This is a genomic window from Bacteroides rodentium JCM 16496 (assembly GCF_000614125.1).
Taxonomy (GTDB): Bacteria; Bacteroidota; Bacteroidia; order Bacteroidales; family Bacteroidaceae; genus Bacteroides; species Bacteroides rodentium.
Map to the genome: position 1 here is coordinate 1 of NZ_BAKJ01000060.1, position 19,951 is coordinate 19,951.

At 44.5% G+C, this 19,951-nt stretch carries 16 protein-coding genes and 3 pseudogenes; 7 read left to right on the forward strand and 12 right to left on the reverse strand.

Annotated elements, in window-relative coordinates:
- Positions 1-98: 98 nt before the first annotated feature.
- From JCM16496_RS18565 to JCM16496_RS18575, 3 genes and pseudogenes are all read right to left on the reverse strand, one after another.
- A complete protein-coding gene (locus JCM16496_RS18565) occupies positions 99-2,195 on the reverse strand; it encodes a type IA DNA topoisomerase (RefSeq protein ID WP_025836090.1) in 2,097 nt (698 codons plus the stop codon).
- 106 nt (positions 2,196-2,301) lie between these two features.
- Positions 2,302-2,562, reverse strand: coding sequence for a DUF4099 domain-containing protein (locus JCM16496_RS18570; RefSeq protein ID WP_025836092.1), 261 nt, complete (start codon positions 2,560-2,562; stop codon positions 2,302-2,304).
- Positions 2,563-2,605: 43 nt separating this feature from the next.
- Positions 2,606-4,374: pseudogene (locus JCM16496_RS18575) on the reverse strand (DUF3945 domain-containing protein).
- A gap of 794 nt (positions 4,375-5,168) precedes the next feature.
- Here JCM16496_RS18575 and JCM16496_RS18585 point away from each other — a divergent pair.
- Positions 5,169-6,035 (forward strand): Abi family protein, encoded by an 867-nt coding sequence (locus tag JCM16496_RS18585; RefSeq protein WP_025836095.1) that lies wholly within the window; start codon positions 5,169-5,171, stop codon positions 6,033-6,035.
- Positions 6,036-6,631: 596 nt separating this feature from the next.
- Here the strand turns inward: JCM16496_RS18585 and JCM16496_RS18590 are convergent.
- The 7 genes and pseudogenes from JCM16496_RS18590 to mobA all read right to left on the reverse strand — a co-directional run bounded on the left by JCM16496_RS18590 (position 6,632) and on the right by mobA (position 11,970).
- Positions 6,632-6,925, reverse strand: a complete 294-nt coding sequence (locus tag JCM16496_RS18590; protein WP_025836096.1) for a DUF4120 family protein — start codon at positions 6,923-6,925, stop codon at positions 6,632-6,634.
- An 11-nt stretch (positions 6,926-6,936) separates the two neighbouring features.
- Entirely contained in the window at positions 6,937-7,434 is a 498-nt protein-coding gene (locus JCM16496_RS18595; RefSeq protein ID WP_025836097.1) for a hypothetical protein, read from the reverse strand.
- Positions 7,435-7,436: 2 nt separating this feature from the next.
- Positions 7,437-7,700: a DUF6926 domain-containing protein gene (locus tag JCM16496_RS18600; RefSeq protein WP_025836099.1), complete on the reverse strand. Its 264-nt coding sequence runs from the start codon at positions 7,698-7,700 to the stop codon at positions 7,437-7,439.
- An 11-nt stretch (positions 7,701-7,711) separates the two neighbouring features.
- Positions 7,712-7,975: a hypothetical protein gene (locus JCM16496_RS18605; RefSeq protein ID WP_025836101.1), complete on the reverse strand. Its 264-nt coding sequence runs from the start codon at positions 7,973-7,975 to the stop codon at positions 7,712-7,714.
- A gap of 225 nt (positions 7,976-8,200) precedes the next feature.
- Positions 8,201-10,221: pseudogene (gene mobC / locus JCM16496_RS18610) on the reverse strand (conjugal transfer protein MobC).
- A gap of 35 nt (positions 10,222-10,256) precedes the next feature.
- Entirely contained in the window at positions 10,257-11,510 is a 1,254-nt protein-coding gene (gene mobB / locus JCM16496_RS18615; RefSeq protein WP_025836103.1) for a conjugal transfer protein MobB, read from the reverse strand.
- Between the two features lies 1 nt (position 11,511).
- The gene (mobA, locus tag JCM16496_RS18620; protein ID WP_119216151.1) at positions 11,512-11,970 is read right to left on the reverse strand and encodes a conjugal transfer protein MobA; all 459 of its coding nucleotides are present in this window, start codon (positions 11,968-11,970) and stop codon (positions 11,512-11,514) included.
- A 608-nt stretch (positions 11,971-12,578) separates the two neighbouring features.
- Between mobA and JCM16496_RS18625 the strand changes: the two genes are divergently transcribed.
- The 5 genes and pseudogenes from JCM16496_RS18625 (at position 12,579) to JCM16496_RS18645 (ending at position 15,267) form a co-directional block, all read left to right on the forward strand.
- Positions 12,579-13,331 (forward strand): ParA family protein, encoded by a 753-nt coding sequence (locus JCM16496_RS18625; RefSeq protein ID WP_025836106.1) that lies wholly within the window; start codon positions 12,579-12,581, stop codon positions 13,329-13,331.
- Between the two features lie 7 nt (positions 13,332-13,338).
- The gene (locus tag JCM16496_RS18630) at positions 13,339-13,758 is read left to right on the forward strand and encodes a DUF3408 domain-containing protein (protein WP_025836107.1); all 420 of its coding nucleotides are present in this window, start codon (positions 13,339-13,341) and stop codon (positions 13,756-13,758) included.
- Between the two features lie 2 nt (positions 13,759-13,760).
- Entirely contained in the window at positions 13,761-14,549 is a 789-nt protein-coding gene (locus tag JCM16496_RS18635) for a DUF4122 family protein (RefSeq protein WP_025836109.1), read from the forward strand.
- A 14-nt stretch (positions 14,550-14,563) separates the two neighbouring features.
- Entirely contained in the window at positions 14,564-14,818 is a 255-nt protein-coding gene (locus JCM16496_RS18640; RefSeq protein WP_227154200.1) for a hypothetical protein, read from the forward strand.
- Positions 14,819-14,974: 156 nt separating this feature from the next.
- A pseudogene (locus JCM16496_RS18645) lies at positions 14,975-15,267 on the forward strand (hypothetical protein).
- 281 nt (positions 15,268-15,548) lie between these two features.
- On the opposite strand, the gene JCM16496_RS18650 reads toward JCM16496_RS18645, so the two are convergent.
- Both JCM16496_RS18650 and JCM16496_RS18655 read right to left on the reverse strand, forming a co-directional pair.
- Positions 15,549-18,290 (reverse strand): hypothetical protein, encoded by a 2,742-nt coding sequence (locus JCM16496_RS18650; RefSeq protein WP_025836112.1) that lies wholly within the window; start codon positions 18,288-18,290, stop codon positions 15,549-15,551.
- A complete protein-coding gene (locus JCM16496_RS18655) occupies positions 18,268-19,383 on the reverse strand; it encodes a hypothetical protein (RefSeq protein WP_025836113.1) in 1,116 nt (371 codons plus the stop codon). The genes JCM16496_RS18650 and JCM16496_RS18655 overlap by 23 nt, the downstream gene beginning before the upstream one ends.
- 442 nt (positions 19,384-19,825) lie before the next feature.
- Here JCM16496_RS18655 and JCM16496_RS22325 point away from each other — a divergent pair.
- Positions 19,826-19,951: DUF4134 family protein (locus JCM16496_RS22325; protein WP_128809730.1), on the forward strand; the 126-nt coding region annotated here is incomplete at its 3' end.

Consider the following 19,951-nt stretch of genomic DNA (forward strand, 5'->3'; position numbering starts at 1 on the left):
AGGGCGAGGATGATTTTCCCCCGAAACCTGCAAGGCCCGACCTTGCAGGTGGAAACGGGCGGTTCCGCTACCTTTGCCTCGGAATTGGAATGACGGTATCATTTACCTTTCCCACCCTTGGATTTTGGAAAAGAAAGTTTCAGGTTAAAACTTTCGTCAAAAATGATTGCCGCATCGAAAGACACCCCTTTCTTGCCCTTGAAACCCTTGATCAGTCGGGTGGAACCGGAAGAGAAAAGCTGTTCGAGATGCTGGTCCGTCAGTTCCTTGTTCAGAAAACGGCGGAACACCAGCAGTCCGCATCCTTCACGGTCGCATTTCGCGACTTTGGACTTCACCACCACGTTGCCGGTCTTGCACTTGGGGCAAGCAAGGACGCATGATGACGGCTCCGGAAATTTGAGACGCAGTATCTCGCCGGTCACTTTTCCCGTGTATTCCCTGATGGAGAGCATGAAGCTTTCCGGATCGAGGGTACGCCCCTCTATCTGTTCCAGTGCCTTTTCCCATGTGCCGGTCAGCTTCGCGTCAGCCACCATCATGTCCTTTACCGATTCATAGAGATAAAGCCCCTTTTCCGTCGGACGGATACTCTTGCCGGAACGCTCGATGTAGTCACGTTTGAGCAGGGTCGTGATGATGGCGGCACGGGTGGCAGGCGTACCGATACCCGTATCCTTCACCGCTTCGCGTGCCTGTCCGTCAGTGATTTCCTTGCCGCAGTTCTCCATGGCCGTGAGCAGGGTGGCTTCCGTATAAAGAGGTTTGGGCAATGTCTTTTTCTGTGACAGTCCATGTCCCATGACCGGTATTTCCTCACCCTCTGTAAAAGATGCTGTGCCTTCGTCTCTTTCCGGCTCGTCCTTTTCCCGGTCCTCCTTTCGGGAGAACACCGCCCGCCAGCCCGGATTGGCGATAACAGTGGAACGGGAGTGGAAGTCCAGTCCCCCGCATACGCACTCCATGAGCAGCAGTTCTTTCTCGCAAGGGGGAGAGAAGGCTTCCAGCATCCTGCCGGCTATGAGAGTATAAACCATGGATTCCGCTTCGGACAATCCCTCAGGGACGATACCGGTGATAATCAGCGCATGGTGCTCGGTCACTTTTGCGGCGTCCACGCTTCGTGTATTCAGGGCGGAAAGGTCTAAGCTCCTTCTGTACTCACGGAACTCCGGCATGGCTGTTATCTTTTCCAACAATACCGGAATGTGCGCCATGACATCCTGCGGAATATACCTGCTGCCTGTCCTCGGATATGAAACCAGTTTTTTTTCGTACAGGGACTGTGTGATGGCAAGGGTCTTGTCTACCGGAAGGTCGTAATGAATGTTACAGTCCTTCTGGAGGGCTGTCAGATCGTAGAGAAGCGGGGGCTGTTGGAATGCCCTCTTGCGTTCCGCCTTGGTGACTGCCGCAACGGATTCGGAAGATATTTTTCGGTATGCCGCCTCTGCCGCTTTCTTGTCCCTGAACTCCTTCGGGTGGATGAACTGCCGGTGCGCCTCTCCCTGCTTCAGCGTGATGTGCAGCTGCCAATAGGGAGTGGAAATGAAGTTGCGGTTCTCCTTGAAGCGTGCGCATATCATGGCGAGTGTAGGGGTCTGTACCCTTCCGATGGAGTTGTTTGCCGATCCGGAGGCTATCGCCAACGCGCGGCTGGCATTCATGCCCACCAACCAGTCCGCCTTTGCCCTGCTGTCCGCTGCGGCATAGAGGCTGTCATAATCGTTTCCGTCCTTGAGGTTTGCCATGCCTTTGCGGATGGCCTCGTCCGTGAGCGAGGAGATCCACAAGCGTTGGAACGGCTTGGTATAACCCAGATAGGCATATATCCACCGGAAGATAAGTTCCCCTTCACGGCCTGCATCCGTTGCCACGATGATGTCGTCGCACTTGGAGAACACCTCGTCGATGACCTTCAACTGCCGGGAGGCGGCAATGTCCGTCACCATCCCCCTGTCCGTCCTGATTTGTCTGGATACCAGCCGGAACGGGTCCGGTATCATCGGGAGGTCTTCGGCAACAGCCTTTGTGTAGCCGTATGTGTCGGGCAGTGCCAGCGACACGAGGTGTCCAGACGCCCATGTGACCATGTACCCGTTGCCTGTACAGTAGCCGTCCTTTTTTTCCGTTGCGCCGACCACACGGGCTATGTCCATACCCACACTCTGTTTTTCTGCTATGATTGCTTTCATGTTAGGATAAAATTTAAGCCGTTCCCCGTGACCGGAACCGGAAAACAGGAAACGGCGGTTTGACATTTTTTAATTTTAACTCGTCGGATTGACCGGTAACGTGCCGCTATGCCGACGGCTTGACACCGAGGATCTCAATCAGCGGCCCGCCGTCCTTGCGTACCAGTTGCAGGGTGGCGTCCATCACCACGTCCACGCCGAGGAGCACGAGGCTGAGCGGCATCACTTTCGTTTTCTCTCCCCTGAGCAACGTGTCAAGTTCTCCCGACATTTCCAGTTCGTCCTTCAATATGCCGATGCCTGCCAGCTCGTCCCAGTTCACATCTTCCGCCTTGAAAGGCGTGGTGTTTCCATTGTTCATTTCCATATTTCCGATTTTTTTAGGATTCCACATTCGTTTGATTCACGCATCATGCGATACTTGCGCCTTTGGATTTCCGGCTGCTTTGTTCCTGGCCCTGCTTCTGTACGTTTGCCACCACGTTGCGCTGCGAGGCATCACGCTTGCGGTCCGGATTCTCGTTGTAGAAGTCCAGTCTGCCCTGGTTGAAGTTCGCCTTGACATATTGGGAGATGGTCTTGCCGTCGTAGCCCTTGATGCCCTCTACCAGTACTGCTTTGCCGCTCTGGAGGTCGGCTCGCTGTTTCCGGCTCAGCTCCACGTCCCATACCTTGTCGGGGACCTTGAACTGCTCGCGCTGCTCGAACCCGTCCGGCGTGCGTGAATAGCTGAGTCTTCCCGTTTCCAGGTCGGCTTTGATGAATGACGAAAACTCCTCGCCCTTGCGGTTCACCATGTCATTTAGGAAGATAGCTTTTCCCTCCCGCAGTTGCTGCTGTTCCTCGGCAGTGATTTTCACGCCGTTGATTTCATTCGGGATATAGATTTCGCGTGCGCCTTCCGGGGAATCCGGGTTGTAACGGGTATATGCCGGCCGTCCGGTAGCCTCGTCCAGCTTGACATACGAGGAGAATACCTCCCCGTCCTTGCGCTGCATGCCCTCCACGAAGATGGCCTTGCCGGCATTCAGGTCTTCAATCTGCTTCTGGGTAAGTTCCACGCCGCCCAACTTCTGGCGGTTGAAGAGCTTGTCGTTCTCGAAGATGTATTCGATGCCCCTGCGTTCGGCATTGATTTGTATGTGGGCGTCGAACTCGTTGCCTGACTTGGCGATCATGCCTCTACGTAAATTTTCTTTCCCTCGCGCAGGTCATTCTGTTCCTGTTCGGTCAGTTTCACCCCACTGATTTCATTGGGAATGAACACATTCTCTGCCTTCATGGCCACAATCTCGTTGGTGAGCTTGTCGATGCTGACGAAAGAGGGGATGTATTCGCCGTTGCGCCCTTTCAGTTCCACGACACGTCCCATGTTGCCCGTTTCAAGCAGGTTCTTCTTGTCCTCCTCGGAGAAGATGTGCCCGAAATACGGACGGTCAAGTTCGGGTTTCTGCCGGATTCCGTGGATGCCGAGGACAATCGGTCCGTCGACAGACTGCTGGAACGACAGGCGTGCGTCGGTACGCAATACGGCGGAGCCGAAGTTCATGCTGATGGGCACGACCTGGTTGGTCTTGTAGCCACGGAGCATCTGGTCAAGGAGTCCGCGCTCATGGAGATACTCGCGGGACAGCCCGAACTTCTTCAGTTCCTCCCAGTTGATCATGGACTCGTTGTAACGGTACTTGGGGTGCTGCTGGCCACCGTCCTGGGCTGCCTGCTGCGGGGTCTCATTTTTCTTTGCCATTTCTTCTTGATTTTGATGGTTTATACTTTGGTTTTCCTTGTCGCGGGGGACAATCTCGTATTTCTTGAGAAATTCCTCCACGGCTTTGGTCTGCTTTCCTGCCGCGATGTCCTCGACCGCCTGCCTTACTTCCGGGTTGTCCAACGTGTCCTCCTTGACGGAGAGGATGCCGAACCGTGTCGGGTCTTTGAGCTGGCTCCAGAAGTTCTTCAGGAAATTCTCGAACATATTGGCGTAGCGGTCGATTTTCAGAAAGGAATTTTGGTGTTCCTTGTCTGCCGGAACCGTCTTGTACCTGCCGTCCCTTGAGATTTCGGACACGGCTTGTAAAATCAGTTCCATTTTGTCGAGGATAAACACGATGTCGCTCATCTGTTCGTTCTCGGAGACTTGCGGTTTAGGGGGATCGCCCCTTCCATTTTTCTTTGCCATAATTTTGGTTTTTAGAGTTGGTAACTATAAATTGTCAGTGCAAATATATAGGAGAAATTTTGATAAATAATTAGTTTGCAATGAGTTAGGATATGTATTTCATCACTTGTCATCGTGTTTCACCGCAGGAAGAAATACGCAGGGCGGAAAAATGGAAAATGCAAAGGCAAAAGCAAGGAAAAGCACCGAATCCGAGGGGTAAAAGAGGGCATAGGCACGCAAACGGAAAACTCCACGCAGGAAAAAACGGCAGGGACGGAAAGTGAAACGGTAGAAAGCGGCAGGAACGGCACGAAACCGACAAAGAAAAAGTTGTATTATGCAGAGTTGGGAGCGAGCTGTCTTTAGTCCCCGCTTCCTTGGGGTACTTTATAAGACCGGCAGCAAGGAAAGTGTGGAAGCTATAGGATGGCAGTATCCATTGGGACATCATGTATCGGCAAAATACCGCCGACAACTGTTTTTTTGGTTTTGTCCTATGCGTCGTAGGTCGCTTCACTTGCTAAGTCCCGACCGTTTACACAACTCGGACGGCGATACCGGAACGTTTTTTCGGGTGAAAAATTACCGTAGGGAATTTTTTGCGCGAAAACCGCAGGCTTGAACGCGGATGGTATCGTCCTCCGAGTTATCTTCTTGAAGGGACTTGTCAAGGGAAGCGTGGCTTAAGATGGATTTTTATGGAGGAATATGGAAAAATTACCTGATGCGGGATATGTTTCTATAAATCAATATACATGATGGGTGTTTGTTTCAAAAAAAATGAGTAACTTCGCACTTGAATTCAAACTTTAATGAAGAAAGCATATACGATAGACCAACAAATCGCCAGACTGAAATCAAACGGTATGGCATTTGATGATGAGGGGAAAGCAAAAGAAATTCTCCTTGATGTCGGCTATTACCGACTTGGATTCTATTCTTTCCCATTCGAGATAAAATTTCCATGTTTAGAATATCGTGACCATAAACTAAAACCGGGCACTACATTCAAAAGCGTTTATGATCTTTATGAGTTTGATACCAAACTCAGAAGACTTTTGCTTAATGCCCTTGACCGAATAGAGGTCAATATCCGTACAAAACTCATCTATAATATATCGCTCTTGTATATAGATGACCCTTGTTGGTTTGTGAACCGCAAGTATGTGGTTTCTAAATTCGCCAATGATTTTGAGGAACAAGTTTATGCCTCCATGCGCAAGAACCCCATAATCCAGCACCATCATGCAAACCATCCGGGGATATATGCTCCTGCATGGAAGACCATAGAGTTTATGACAATCGGCAATATCATAACACTATATGATTCGTTGAAAGAACTGGAAGCAAAGGATTTGGTGGCTAATGCCTATGGCTGTTCAAGAGGTGTTTTTTACAATTATATGGAAACCATACGTGTACTACGCAACAAGTGCGCACACGGAGGTTGCATTTACCGTATGGACTTCCCTAAAGGTATCAAGCGTTTACCGGCTGACATTTCTGCTGATTGCAGACATAATATAAAAGGTGGCATAGATGTTGTCAGTTATATGTTGGGGTGCATTTCAAAGGCCAGAAAAATGGAATTGGAGAATGAAATTCATAATCTTGTCAATTCCATTCAGACACCTGAGACTCAAGAAATTGTAGTACAAACTTCTAAAATCGAATATTAAAGTCTCATTTATTTGGCAGAATAGCAAATAATGCTTACCTTTGCATCAGTAAAAGTGCCCGTGCGAGCTTAGTCGTCGCATCTGCACTATAAAAAGGAAGTAGAGAAATCTCGGTCATTATGACTGGGATTTCTTGTTTTTATACCTGTATGCAACCATACATTGATACAAGAAAACTGCAATCATTTTGCGTAAGTAATCATTTTCTGATTACTTACGCAAAATGATAATACATGAAATATTTTTGTTCACTCATTTTCGGCTGTTCATTTTTAATGAACGCGAGCAAATAATGAACATTCGCTTATATCCGCCTTCTATTGGAGAAAATTTGTCCTTTTCCCGTTTTTCTCCAATAGAATAACCATAATACTGATAATTTTCACTACTTTCTCATCTTTGACACATCGTATATCGTATATACAAATCAAGCCCACACCACATATCACTGTACAGGCGATTTATGGACTTTTTTTATTTCAAATCCACCATAATATGTAGCATAATAGTGTGTAAAATAGTACAAAAGTAATCAGATATTGATTACCTCTGCACCGTTTTTACGCAATTACAGATTAACTTGTGGTGTAGGAATTTTACGTATGTATGCTCCAGCCGTGGAACGGACCTCCAATCATTACGGCTAAAGATTCATCCGGTCTGCCGTGGTAAAGCAATCCACCTACAACACCTTTGCTCCCATCTGCGGCAATCTCTGCAAATCCGAATGAATACGGAGCAAAATCCCAATAAAGTTCAATTTCATACCTGCCGTTGGAGTTTTTCTCCCATTGCTTGAGGCGTTCAATACATTTCTGCAAGGTCGTGTCGCCAATGCTCTTGGCATACTCTGCCACCTTTTCGTAGTGTTCCTGACATTTGATTTTCATATCTGATAATTTTAAGTTGTTTGTAACAGTTCTTCGTATATCCCGAAACCGAGGCATTCGGCAACGGTAAAATCCTCCTTGCCTTTGTCTGCCAACGATTTCAAATCGTCCAGACTGTCGCAATAGAAGAATATCTCATCGTCCTTTTCCGTATCGGAATCCATAGCCAAAGCGATCCTTACCTCTTCCTTTTCCAACGTGTCACGCCATCGGATGATGCAATCCGCATAATGCGGTTCACGTCCTTGTGCGCTGTAGAATTTCAGATAAAGACCGCCTATTTCCTGTCTGACCTTATCCGGCTTTTTCCATGAGCTGTCATCCACGATTTCAAAGCCCATTCCTTCAACCAACAGGCACGTGCCCTTGTCATAGACCATCATGGTACGTTTGCCGATATGTTTTTTGCGTAATTCCGCCCAATCCGGCAAATCCCAGCGTTCAACGGTCCAAATCCCACGATAGTCTTCCGGGATGGCGTTGTATTCGCTCAATGTTATCTTTCTCATATTCATAATCCTTTAGGTATTACAAAACTGACCTTGTAGGTCTTGCACGGTTTCCCGAAGGCTGGATGGCTGTCAAACTCCTTGTATGATTCCCAGTCCACGTTCATCGTGTACCCGTTCGGGAGATTTTCGGTAATGAAACCGCTTATCATTTTCAGGTCTTCATCCGTCAAGAACAGTTCCTCTTCAATGCCGTATTCCAAAGCGAAAATCGCCCATTCGGGAATATTGTCCCAAACGAGCGTTGTATAATTGCTGTCTTTCATAACCGGAATGTTTATTGTGGTGTTACCATTAATTCTTGGATGATTCCGTCAAGTTCCGTTTCCCATTTGTCCGTGCCTTCAAGGAGAGACGGATAGGTCAGTTGTTGCCATTTTTGATAGTCGAACAATTTCATCCTTAACGGATAATAATCGAATAATTTCTGTCCTTCTGAAAATACTCTCAGGTGGTTTGTTCCGACTTCCATCAGCCTCAGACCATAACGTCCAATGATTTCGTGGAATCTTTTCATCGGGGTGAAGTTGCTTCTGCTCATACCTTTTATTTTTGAGTCGTTAAACATTTCGCGGCTCGTGAGCCGATATTTTATTTCTTGCCTGCCTCGCTGTCCCGTGCCGGATTGAGCAAGACTTTCCGGAAAAATACCGCAAGCGTAGCGCGGAAGATTTTTGCGGAAACCCGTAAGGGCCTGGCCTTGCTCAATCCAGTCTGGCACGGGACGACCTTTGCAGGCGGAAATAAAAAAGCGGTCTGTCGGATATTATTCCTTATCGCTATCCTCCTGTGGAATCAGATGTTTTAAATCAGGGTCATTTTTGATACGTTCCATCTCATCCTCGATTATCTGCATCACATCCGCCTTGATACGTGAATAGTTCCGCTCTATCTGCTGCTGCATGATGTCGTTGCCGTCCTCGTCCCTGAACTCGTTGATAACGGGTATTTTTTTGTAGGCTTTCGTTTCCGCTGCTACCTTTTCGCTATCGACAATAATCCGTGCATGGAAGATTTTCTGGTCTATCTCTGCCCCGAAGTTGTCCGCCACACTGCCCACGAATGTTCCCTGCGAGAGATTGGCTATTTTGGATGCCGGTATCAGCGAGTCCAACTGCGTGTTGATGGAGGTGGATGTATCCTGCCGGTTGATGGAAATGGACTGCCGCTGCTGGAGTATCTTGCCGAAACGTTCTGACAGGTTCTTGGCGGTTTCGCCTACCACCTGGCCGCTGAAGATATTGCCCACTGTATTTTGGATCACTTTCGCCTCTTTTTCACCATAGTCACGCGTCAACTGCGAAAAGTCCTGAAAGCCGAGACAGACCGCCACCTTGTTACTTCGGGCGGTGGCAATCAGGTTGTCGATGCCGCGAAAGTATATCGTGGGCAATTCGTCTATGATGATAGAACTTTTGAGTTGTCCTTTCTTGTTTACCAGTTTCACGATACGGGAGTTGTATAGCCCCAATGCGGCCGAATAGATGTTTTGTCTGTCCGGATTATTTCCCACGCATAGGATTTTCGGATGTTCAGGATTATTCAAATCCAACGTGAAGTCATCGCCTGTCATGACCCAGTAAAGCTGTGGCGAAATCATCCTCGATAGCGGGATTTTTGCACTCGCTATCTGGCCCTGGAGCTGATCTTGAGCTCCTCCTTGCCAGGCATCCATAAAGGGGGAAAGGTAGTTTTCAAGGGAAGGATACGAGGTCAAAATCGTGAAAATATCAGCATATGGTTTGTTTAAGAATTCTATCGCATGGGGAAAGGTACAATACTTGCCGTCCTTGTAAATCCGCAAGTACCAAATAATGGCGGCAAGCAGGATTATCGGGGATTCCACGAAAAAATCACCCTGTTTCTGTATCCAGGTCTTGTTCAAATTCAGGAGAATAGTATAGGCTGATTCGTAGGCATCGGAAATATCCGCCATGAATTTGGGATTGATGGGATTGCAGCGGTGGCTGCATCTCGGATCATCAAAATTGATGACATAGAACTCCGGTTTGACCTTGTAACGCTCCCTGTGCTTAAGCAAATGATTGTATGCGATTTCGGACAAGTCCGGAAATTTGTAATCGTAAATGTACATGGCAAAGGATTTCTCGATTTGCTGTTTGATGTAGTTGTTTACCACTGCATAACTCTTTCCCGAACCGGCGTTCCAAGCACGATGGAGGCACGGAAGGGATTGACGATGTTTATCCATCCGTCCCATTCCTTGCCCTGGTATACGAACTTTGTCGGCAGATTGACGGAATACTCGTTCTCCATAAACCTTGCTTCCTGCATAAAACTCTCGTTGGCGGTATTGAACACATCTTCCATCAGATTGTTCTTCAACATACGGCTAATCCATACACCGGACATAAGGAGAAGGATATATCCTGCCGTAAGCGTTACCGTGTATATGACGGCATTGGCTGTCGGGCTGAACGGCAGGTCGAGCATCCACCAGTTCATGAAAAACAGCACCATCCCCGAAAGGAAAGCGGCGTATATCCTGTTCCAGGTCATCTTTTCATTCTTCACACCTTTTGTACCCAGACACGAGAGTGCAAGGAATATGACAGCAAAGACTTTTGTCACAAGCAGGTTGCTGAAAAGTCCCGCCGTCCGCTGGAAATTAAGCAGTATCTTATCGACTACACCTATATTGATACCCATATCCACGAACGATTGGTAACAGAACCAATAGACGTGGATGACAATAAACACGATGGATATGGCACGCATGAACTCCATGACCTTGGCCAGTCCTCTCAAATCATCTTCCTGTTGCATGATAAACTGATTTTTAATGTTGGTAAATTCGGTAATTAGGAAATTCCCGGTGAGCGGCGTTTCTTCTTCTTTTTGCGTTGCAGCCTCCGGGCAAGTGCCTCTTCCTGCGGGTCAGGACCGTTCGCTTCCAGACTGAATATCCCGAAAGCCTGTTCGATGGCACTTTCCATATCGGAGGAGAATTCGCTTTGCAGACCGGTGTCCGGCATGGGCGCATCCAGATCCGGGATGTTGTCCGGATTATTGAAGAGCCGTTCAAAGGCGTTTGCCGAGAACTCCTTGCCGAGCCGCGAGCCGTTATAGACCTCCCGGTTCTTGTGGTCGATGAAAGTCGCGCCGTAGATGCGTCCTTCATCGTTCTCACGGAATACCGCATCTATACCTTTCCCGGCAAGCAGCCGGACAAATGTTTCCCGGTCTCCACGGCAACTGTGCATGGCAAGAGCTACCTCGTTCCGAATCTTCGGCCGCCATTTCCAGGCTTTGTACTCACGGGCGTTGTAACCGATACGCTTTTCCAATCCCTCATACCCGTAGCGTTTTCCGATAAGGGAAGACTTGATGGGCGTACATAGCGGTTTTCCCGTGTCATCCGTCATGGTATAGACGATGCCGTTATAGGGTACTCCGTCAAATTCGCCTTTCACCTGCTTCGCTTCGATATTGAAACAGGAGAGCAATGCGCTGTACTCTCCGAAAGATTGGAAACGGTAAGTGCCGAACATGCTCTTTACGATGTTGGAAACCTGCTTCTTCACGTCACCGTTTTGGTAGTCTGCTTTTTTCAGGTACGGTTCAAGCAATTCTTTCCGTTTGTCTTCTACCTGCTTCAGTCCGAACTTCCGTTCCAGTTCCCGGCAGGTTTTCATCGAACGGTTCCACTCGTAGGCATCGTCAATCTTTTCCCCTTTCTCGTTCACGCAGGTGGATACGATATGGATGTGTCTGCGGCCGATGTCCTCGTGTACATATACGATGTAGGGTTGGTCGCCATATCCCATCTTCTGCATATACTCTTTGGCGAGGTCGGCAAATTGGCTGTCCGTCAGCCGGTCGTCCAATGAGGGGTTCAACGAGATGTGCAGTACGGGCTTCTCCGTATTTTTGTTGGCAAGCAGGTAATTTTCGAACGCCCACATCGTCTGCCGCACGGCTTGTTCCGGATTACCAGTGACATCGGTAATCATGCGGTTTCCGTAAATGATCCGTGCCGTGGCATCATCCACTTTCTGCTGGTTATAGACGATTGCCCCGTAAAGGGAAACGCCCCTGTTGATTTTCGCCACCATATCATCCTTCCTCCCTTTTCCTTTTGATAAGGTAGGTCTCTTCAAACTCCCGGGTCAGCATGATAATCCGTTTGCTCAGCACCACCAGGTCTATGGTCGCCTTTTCCAGATTGCGGAGCAGGGCGTATGCCCGTTTCTCCCCGAAATTGCTCTTGACCGCCTTGACCGTCTGGTTATAATTGTTGCCGATACTTTGGAACTGGTGGTAGAAATTGGTCAAGCGGATGTAATAGTCCATCGTCGCCTTGTCGATTTTCACGACCTTGATTTCGTGTCCGAAAAGCATCGCCTTGATAAATTTTGAATGCTCTTTCAATCCGGATTTCTGGAACTGGATGTTGAAACGCCCGTTCTCTTCCGAGTTCAACCGTACTACATAACGGTGCACGGCAGGGTCGGATTTTGGTTTCCGTCCTACACTTTTGGTCATTTTTTTCTTTCTGTTTTCTTCCATACGCATTGATATTTTCTGTTTCTGATCTTCCGTCCCGGATTCACGACTTTGGAGTGAATCCCTCCCGAGCCGTCAGGCGAGCGGCAAGTTGTTTTGAGTGCCCGAATTTGTTTCGGGTGCCTCAAAACACAACTTGCTATGTTCGCTTGAACATGAATTTTCCTTCGTCAAATTAAGTTTTGACCTTCAGCCTCATTCTTCGGCTTCGGGAAACCTCCGCAGCGGTATCCGTTCCGTTGTCGGTGCAAAGTTATGGCGGTTTATCCTGTTGTAAAATAGCGGGTTATATGTAACGTGATGACAAATGATGACACAGGTCGTCACCTCCCTTAAAACATAGTGCTGGTATGAAAAAATACCCTTTTATTTGCAGCGTGAACGGTAAAACAAACCAATAATCAAGTGGCTGTCCGTTGTATTACCCGTTAGCGAAAGCACTTGTTGCAACAGGCGGGCAATGATTGGATGCTTGCTTTGTTAAGGCAGAGAACTATCGGTTGGTCGGTTTGCCGGTTGGTGAGCACAAAGCAACCGTATCACTAACAAACCTTGTCACAAATCAAACAACAGACAAGTAAAACAATAGTGTAATAAACCATTAAAAAAGTTCAGTTATGAAGAAGAATCCGTTATTCGTTGCGGTCAGCAACCAGAAAGGTGGGGTCGGCAAAAGTACAATGTTGATAACGCTTGCCAGTCTCCTGAATTATTCGATGGGCAAGAATGTGGCCATCGTTGATTGTGACTCCACCCAGCGCAGCCTGTTCAATCTGAGGGAACGGGACATGGAGATGGTGGAGATAAACAAGAAGTACATGGTGTTGCTGGAGGAACAGAGACTCAGGGGATGCAGGATTTATCCTATCAGGCAGGCAAAGCCGGAGAATGCACGCCAGGTGGCCGGAGAGTTGGCGGCAAAAGCAGATTTTGATATCGTTTTCATAGATCTGCCGGGGTCTATGGACATATCCGGCGTTTTGCAAACCATTTTCAATGTGGATTATGTATTGACCCCCATTGCCGCTGACAATTTCGTTATGGACAGCAGTTTTGTCTTTGCCAAAAGCGTCATGAAGTGTGCGGAAAACCGGAAGAACATTCCCTTAAAAGACGTGTTCCTGTTTTGGACCAAGGTAAAGAAAAGAAGCAATACCGAAGTGCTTGACAACTATATGGCACTGATGAAGAAACAGGGGTTGAAAATTCTGGATTCAATGATTCCCGATCTCTGCCGCTATGACAAGGAACTGTCATCCCGGACACGCACCTATTTCCGCTGCTCGCTCCTTCCACCGCCGGCAGGACAGCTTAAAGGCAGCGGATTGCAGGAACTGGCAAACGAACTGATTGTAAAATTTAACCTGTAATTTAGATATGGCAAAGAAAATTGTAAAAGTGAATGAAGAAAAAATCAGGGGGTATATGGTCGGTGACATTCCTGATGCCATCGAGAACGAGGATATCATAGTGGTTGAGGTTCCGGAAGAGAAAAACAATGAAAGGCAGGATACGGAAAAAGAAACTGCCCGGAAAAATTCCATACCTTGCAATATGCCTGAAAGTGACAGTAACTTTCGTCAAAAGTATCTGGTGAATACCCCCATGCCCGGACGTATCCAGGTGTACCTGAACCGCAAGCTATATGACGAGATAAAGAATTATCTCAATGTGATAGCTCCCGAAGTAAGTATTGCGAGCTATATCAGTAACATCATAGCCGAGCATATAGAACTCAACATCGAGGAAATCACCCGAATGTATAAAGACCGTTTTTCACCCCCTAAAATTCAATAGTCATGGAAACAACATTAATTTATTTTTCAGTAAAAGCCGTGTCGGCAACCTATATATTATATAAGGTATGGATGTTTATTTTCAGTCCGAGAGTTTATAATTTTTGGGATAGTCAGCTTCGTTATATGCGTATTGCACGTATCCGGTTATGGAAATTACGTAAAAAACGGATGGCGGAAAAAGCAAGGAAAGCCCGGTATAGGGCAAGACTGGACAAGGCTGAAGCATGGATCGCACAAGCGGAGAAGGATATCCTGAAAGTCGGGCATGAAGAGAAAACCGAAACGCAGCCGAATCCCCTGAACGAGTACAATGAAGTAATCGGTAAGACGAAGATAGTCTATCTTGAAGATCCGGAAGTGGCGAGAAAAACTCCCACACGTTCTGAGCCTATGAAAAAGGAACCCATAGAGGAGGATGAGGATATAAATCCGGATGACGTGATTGATGACTTTACTCCCAAAAAAGGACTGACAGAATCGGAAAAACGGGAACTTATGTCAAATGACGAGTGCGTTCCTGACCCGGATTTTTCAAGGGCATTGACTTTTGAAGAACTGAACAATGTCGCTGATGTGCTTATTTCGGGAACGGATGACAGAAAGAAAATCCGAAATGCTGCCGAAACCCTGTACCAACTTCAGGATACAGACCTGTTCAGGTTCTTTTCAACCGAATTGAGTACTCAAAGCCAATTGGAAAAACTGCTCAGAGAAAATATGCCAAATGGAAAAGAGACATCGAAACAGTCTTTGGAACAGATTGGAATTGATTGGAATAAATACATGTAAATATGGGATCGAATATGAAGGACAAAAAACAACAAGCAGTACCGCAGCCAGAAGCAGAATCTTTTGGCATAAAAAGAAATCCTGCAATTCGTGCTCCACGCATCTATCTATCTGAAGAAGAAGTCATCAGAATTATGCGGAAAGAAGCCGCTATCAAAAAGAAGATAGGAAATCTTATTGATAGTATGCTTTGTGATGACTCACAAATTTCAGAAATGGATAATACAAAAAATAAGATAGAGGATTTCAATATGGATAAATTCGTTTAATTGTTTCTTTTTGTAGTCATAGTTTTTGGAGGCATGCCGATGTGATATCGGCGTGCCTTTTTCACTTTCAGAAGATTCCACCGGATAAATTTCAGGTATCCATACCTTTATTATATGGCAGGCATCCTATCTTTCTCAAAAAATGAACGATGTAGTATGGCAATGGCAAAAGCGATATTGGAAAAATGGGCGGTGGCACAGAAGCGTCACCACCTTTCAGACAAACAGGTACAGATGGCCCGTGAATTGGGGCTGAATCCCGACAAGTTCGGCAAGATAGACAACCACAGGCAGGAGTCCTGTAAAGCTCCGCTTCCGCAGTTTATCGAAAGCATCTGTTTTAAGCGGTTCAAGCGTGAGGAACCGGAAACGGTCAAACCGTTGAAACAGATCATGCGGAAATGAAAGCCAAGAAAAAGCTGCAAAAAGAGAAAAAGGAAAGAGAATAATAAAAACGGTGCATATGAGAAGAACGGCTAAAAGGAACATAAGGTGAATTTTCCCTATGACTTCAACTTAATTGAATAGGACATTTATCACCAAAATCAATGATGAGATGCACTAGGCACTATAAAATATTTCTGTAACTTTCCAAATTCCTGTGTATACATAATCATAAGTTTTACAAGTAATCATAAGTGTAATGATTACTTGTAAAACAAATTTTATAAACTATTTTTTAGCGACATCTATAGAACAATCATTTGCATTTTATTACACACAATTCAAGCTATTTCATCAAGGGTATGCGTTCTGGTATTGTAAGTTCTTCTTCAAATTTCAGCGTTTTTTCTCTTGCTTGTTTCAGTTTTTCTACTTGTAAAGTTGCCCAAGCACTTACTTCTGGTAATTGATGGTTAACCAATGTCTCCGTAAGTTCGATTCGTGAATCATAGATTGGCAAAGCAGAACCTGTTGATGCAAACGAGCCAAGTTTGTCTTCAAGTGCTGTAAGCACAAAATTTCTGTTACCATAGAGATTAATTATTTGAATTACTATGTCAGAGAAATTATCGCCATTTTGTATTGGTGCGATTGACATAAGGCGATATGCGTTGATATCTGGATTTTTTGCACACCAATCGAGCAAAGCCTGTTCATGTTCTTTCTTAAAAATTAGGCTTGGGAATTTGTTGTGTATTGACATGCTTCCAAGTACCCAATAAAGTTTAGAAAATTGACCTTCTTCATCTTTCTCTGAGGACATAGCATTTGCTAAAATACCCCATGTTATATCAAAGTATTTTTCAAGTAAGACAGAAAGAATGTCTTCCACATTGTAGTTTATCGAAACATTTTGATTTGCAACAATATGATTGATTATTCCTGCCATCACGCTTTTCGCTAACTGGTCGCGCTTGCCGTTTGCCAGCAAAGAACAAAGCACTTGAGTATAATGTGGATTCCGCATCAGCTCTTGTATCTTGTCTATCGACCTAAGCGCCTCTTGTTCAAATAAATTATCAAACCTTGGGTTGTCTCTGTCTCTTCCACCTAAATACTGCATTGACACCATGTGCAATGCGGTTTCGTATGAGTCTGGTAAACTCAACAAACGAGCGAGAAAGACTACGGCTTCATCGGATGTTAGCGTTCTAATTGGTGAATGGTTCCAGAAACTTACAAAGTTTGAAATCTCTGTATCATGGTTAAGTACCAAATCAAATAAAATATCAATATATTTACCATGAAACTTGTAATCTCTGATAGCTACAATCGGGAAAAGAAGATTGTAACGCCCTTGTTGTTTGATAATATCAAACGCTTGTGCAAAGACATTTTCACTAATCACTGCTATAAAGTCAACAATGATGTTGGTGCATTTTTCAGGTATAACCTCCAACGAATTCTTTATAAACTCCAGTTGATCTTCTTCGCTTAACAGACTGGCAAGTTTTCTACCAAATGGCTGAGCTTGATAAGTTTCGCTGTTATAGATAACTCGCAGAGTATCTTTGGTGAAGAGTTTTTTCTCTGCCATTTCAACTGCCAATGCTTCATATTTGGCATTCCTCTTTTCATATTCTAATTGAGTATTTATGTCCTTAAAATCAAAATCAGAAGCATAGAACTTCTCAACCATCGAGAATCTAGCTTCGAACGTATCCTTTGTGAAATTGTCTATTAGTGTTTTCAGTTCATCTTTTATTCTATCACAGTATGCTATCTTTGGGTCTTTTAGAGCTAAGTATAGGTTTTCTTTCATGCTTTCCCATTCATATCCAAGCTTTTTAGACACCCTCTTGACATAAGGTATCACTATGTCAAACTCATCGAAAGCGCTTAACGCTCTGAAATTCTTACTAAGAATGTCAATGCAATAATCGTGATACTCCGTACTTTGCTCTATCTCATTATAAATAATATCAAGACAGCCACGGATGTATTCTTCCACTTCATCGCGAGAGATTGGCCTATAGTTCTCAAGTTTGCGTTGACCTTGTATTTCTGCACCACTAAAGTAAATGAAACTGCTAGTATTGAGAGCGCGGTCTACAGCTCGCAAAACAAGTTTTTTCTGTTCTTCATCGTTAATTTCTCGATACAAAAAAGTAATGCGTTCTTTAAGAGAGACTGCTGTTGCTGGCAGATATATTGGGAACAATGCCACAAATTGACCAGTTGCATTGTTCGATATATCCTCTATCTCAGCACATCCGAGACGCAGCATAAGTTTTGCTCCTTTTTGGAATGTAATCGGATCGAAGCAAAGTTTCTCGATAGTCCAAACAAGATTGCGTCTACCTTCGACAAAGCCATACAGATCTATAATTTTTTTATTACCTAAAGCACTATACAGACAGTTTGCTACAGTTTGTGGAACCACTTCAACAAATGAGCGGAAGAGACGTGATCCCACTTCTGTATTTATCACTTCCGCTTCAGAAAAAGGGCTACCAACACGCAGAATTTCATTCAACAGAGCAACAGCCTTACCATTCTTAGACATATCTTTAAACTGAGCACCGAAAGCTGGGGCTAACGAAGCTGAAACTTCTGAAGTCCGAATATCCTCTAGTACCTTACGTAGTCTATCCTTCGAACAATCTGTTAGCCATTCGCACATCAAATACCAAGCGATTGGGAGGGGTCGAATAAAAACAAACCTTCCTCTGCGGTCAAGCAATTTTCTTCCAAGATAATCACGTATCAGTGTGTCAAATTTACGCTCCTTTATCTCATCATCACCTTCTATGCTGGTAATACTCTTATTGGTAGCAACAAAGACCATTTCTTTACGAACATCGTCTTCTATACCAAGACTATTAAAGAGCGAAAGAGACTGAGCTATAATGCGATTTTCACTGGTTTCTTCAGCTCCAAGCAATTTAGTTATGAGTGTTCGATTGGATATATTTCCAAACTCTTTTGTTTTTTGCCATCCTTCAAGTAATAATTCGGCAATAAATGGTATTCCACCAGAAAACTCAATTACTTTCTTTTTATTTTCAGGCGAAAAAAAAGTCTGCATTCTTAATAATGATATCCTCTACAATCTCATCCGATACTTCAAGACGATAGGGCTGATAACGCAAGCTGTCTATCGTTTCGTTCGGGTCATTGCAGATGGCGACTATTGGATTAGAGGCTTTCTTACCACGTCGCATATCGTAAACTCTTTCTAAAAAATAATATGGACAGTTATCCAGAACTATTGTAGCCCTACCATAACCATCAAATAATGACTCTATGGTCTTGAATACCTCCTTTTCTTCATTGTTTGCCATATTGCAATACAGCTTGTGTGAAGTGTCTTGATTTGCGAGTAATGCTTCCAGAACGAGACGTGTCTTTCCAAGTCCCGACAATCCAACAATACGCATTATCTCTTTATTGTTTTGTATTGCATCTTTTATCTGAACAAGTTCATTAGTCCATTTAAAATCTGTTCTATAACTAGACTCGTTGAAAGCTTTTTCACAACTGATAAAAGGTTGAAAATGATTATATATATTTTTGATTGCACTCCTTGCTGCAAGTTTTATTGCACCAGCAAGTTCATCAATAAGCCGCTGTTGTTGTTGTTTAAAATCGTTATACTTTTGATCTTCCTTTTCGTTTTCTTTGAAATTAGTTTTATTAATTTCAAAAAGAATGGGATTACGATTTTGACGACAGTCGTAAGGCAATAAGTCTGGAATCTTATTAGGATTTCCGTTAATTGTGTTCATCACCAATATCACGCTATCATCACCCAAACATACTTTTGCATGACCGTATTCAATAAGTACACTGCCATTGACATTAGATCTTAAATCAAACTTACAGTGTTTTCTTAACAAGTGACGCAAGTATGTAAATTTAGTTTCAATAGTAAAATCTGCAACATAAATATGGCATTGCTTTATTTTCTTTATGCAGGTTTCCGCTACAGGTTTGTCTCCTGCTTCTTTACGTAAACCTTCATCTGGAATAAACTTCACTCCTTGAAATTCTCCCTTGTTACTTAACTTTTTTGATGCTTTTTCCAAACAGTTCCACAAAAATATTTTGTTATTTACTTTCTTGTTACAAAGTGTGGACATCTGCCAAGAAAAAAATATTTTTAGTTCTAGATTATTCATTAGGGCTATCGTTTAAATTTCAGTATAAAGGTACTCATATTATGTAAGATGAACAAAAAAAACAACATTAAAAGATGATGTAATAAATTTGTAGATATTCAACTAAGTGGATATTACCAAACCGCTTCATGTATTTACTTTAGAAGTTTTCTTCAACAAACAATATTTAGAAGTGATACAGTGCCCTTTTCTTCGGTTATGTAGTATTGTGGGTACATTTGTATCAAACGAATTTTGATCACACGTGTATCAACGAACAAAATCATTTTTACGGAAATATTTAATGAATAGACTCTTTTCTATCACACATATAATCCCCCTCCCGATGTAACGTGATGACATACGGCGCCATAGGTCGTAAGATTTGTAAATCAATAAATTAAGTACTATATATTCGCAGTCGAAATGATTTTTTTGTCTCACTAATTAAATGTTTCGACACATGAAAAAAAGATTCTTTTTGGCAGCCATGACGCTGCTGGTTTCAGTGGGGGCTTTCGCCCAGGGTAACGGTATTGGGGGTATCACCGAAGCAACCAACATGGTCACTTCGTATTTCGATCCCGGA

Bases quoted from the DNA above. Each gene is read 5' to 3' on its own strand.
- JCM16496_RS18565 (WP_025836090.1), bottom strand. From the start codon at position 2,195: ATGAAAGCAATCATAGCAGAAAAACAGAGTGTGGGTATGGACATAGCC.
- JCM16496_RS18570 (WP_025836092.1), bottom strand. From the start codon at position 2,562: ATGGAAATGAACAATGGAAACACCACGCCTTTCAAGGCGGAAGATGTG.
- JCM16496_RS18585 (WP_025836095.1), top strand. From the start codon at position 5,169: ATGAAGAAAGCATATACGATAGACCAACAAATCGCCAGACTGAAATCA.
- JCM16496_RS18590 (WP_025836096.1), bottom strand. From the start codon at position 6,925: ATGAAAATCAAATGTCAGGAACACTACGAAAAGGTGGCAGAGTATGCC.
- JCM16496_RS18595 (WP_025836097.1), bottom strand. From the start codon at position 7,434: ATGAGAAAGATAACATTGAGCGAATACAACGCCATCCCGGAAGACTAT.
- JCM16496_RS18600 (WP_025836099.1), bottom strand. From the start codon at position 7,700: ATGAAAGACAGCAATTATACAACGCTCGTTTGGGACAATATTCCCGAA.
- JCM16496_RS18605 (WP_025836101.1), bottom strand. From the start codon at position 7,975: ATGAGCAGAAGCAACTTCACCCCGATGAAAAGATTCCACGAAATCATT.
- mobB (WP_025836103.1), bottom strand. From the start codon at position 11,510: ATGGTGGCGAAAATCAACAGGGGCGTTTCCCTTTACGGGGCAATCGTC.
- mobA (WP_119216151.1), bottom strand. From the start codon at position 11,970: ATGCGTATGGAAGAAAACAGAAAGAAAAAAATGACCAAAAGTGTAGGA.
- JCM16496_RS18625 (WP_025836106.1), top strand. From the start codon at position 12,579: ATGAAGAAGAATCCGTTATTCGTTGCGGTCAGCAACCAGAAAGGTGGG.
- JCM16496_RS18630 (WP_025836107.1), top strand. From the start codon at position 13,339: ATGGCAAAGAAAATTGTAAAAGTGAATGAAGAAAAAATCAGGGGGTAT.
- JCM16496_RS18635 (WP_025836109.1), top strand. From the start codon at position 13,761: ATGGAAACAACATTAATTTATTTTTCAGTAAAAGCCGTGTCGGCAACC.
- JCM16496_RS18640 (WP_227154200.1), top strand. From the start codon at position 14,564: ATGAAGGACAAAAAACAACAAGCAGTACCGCAGCCAGAAGCAGAATCT.
- JCM16496_RS18650 (WP_025836112.1), bottom strand. From the start codon at position 18,290: ATGCAGACTTTTTTTTCGCCTGAAAATAAAAAGAAAGTAATTGAGTTT.
- JCM16496_RS18655 (WP_025836113.1), bottom strand. From the start codon at position 19,383: ATGAATAATCTAGAACTAAAAATATTTTTTTCTTGGCAGATGTCCACA.